This window comes from Actinomycetospora chlora (assembly GCF_039542135.1).
GTDB lineage: Bacteria > Actinomycetota > Actinomycetes > Mycobacteriales > Pseudonocardiaceae > Actinomycetospora > Actinomycetospora chlora.
In genome coordinates, this window is the sequence record NZ_BAABHO010000122.1 from 1 (window position 1) to 886 (window position 886).

The window sequence follows — 886 nt, forward strand, 5'->3', positions numbered from 1 at the left end:
GGCGGCGCCGCCGTCGCGGGCCAGGGTCACGGCCAGCCCGCCGCCCTCGACGCCGACGTCGCGCGACCCGCAGCGGTCGGCGACCTCGGGCCGGAGCGCGAGCCCGAGCGCGAGGCCCCGCAGCGGCTCGCCCGCCCGGGCGCGCAGCACCGCCTCGTCCAGGTCCGCGGCGGCCGCGGCGTCGTCCCCGCCGAGCGTCGCGAGCATCCCGCGCACGACGAGGACGTCGACCGGCGGCGGCCCGCCCCCGTCGCCCGAGGCGCGGTCGAGGACGGTGCGGGCGTCGGCGTCCCGGCCCAGCGCCGCGAGCCCGAGGACGAGCGCGAACCCGCCGGGGAGACGCACGTCGTCGCCCCGCGCGCCGCCGCCGAGGGCGACGGCCGCGGTCTGTACCGCGCGCTCCGCGTCACCGTGCAGCAGGTGGAGCACCGCGAGGTGGGCGGCCGCCACGCCGCGGGCGCGGTCACCCGGACGCTCGCCGTCACCTTCGTCGTCGGCGGTCGTCGCCAGGGCGGCCTCGAACCGCTCCCGCGCCACGCCGAACCGGCCCGCGAACAGCGCGAGCTGGCCCAGCAGCGCCGAGCGCCACGGGCTCGGCCCGCACTCCTCGACGGTCGGTTCGAGCGCGATCGCCCGGGCGATCTCCCCCTCGGCGAGCAGGCGCGACGTCGCGGCCAGCAGGCGGCGCTCGCGCTCGGCGGGCACGGTGGACAGGTCCGCCGCGGCGCGCAGCAGGTCGGCCGCCTCGGCGCCGCCGACCGCGGAGCCGGGCCCCGTGACGAGCGCCTCGATGTCGTCGGCGAGCGTCGGGTCCGGCCCGGCCGCGGCGGCGATCCGGTGCTCGAGCGCGGCGCGCCCGCCGAGCAGGCCGGCGGCCGCGGCGTGC

The 886-nt window shown here is 82.1% G+C and carries 1 protein-coding gene; it reads right to left on the reverse strand.

Annotation, left to right across the window (positions count from 1 at the left end; genetic code table 11):
• On the reverse strand, positions 1 to 886 hold an 886-nt coding region (locus ABD994_RS30965), incomplete at both ends, for a hypothetical protein (RefSeq protein ID WP_345425492.1).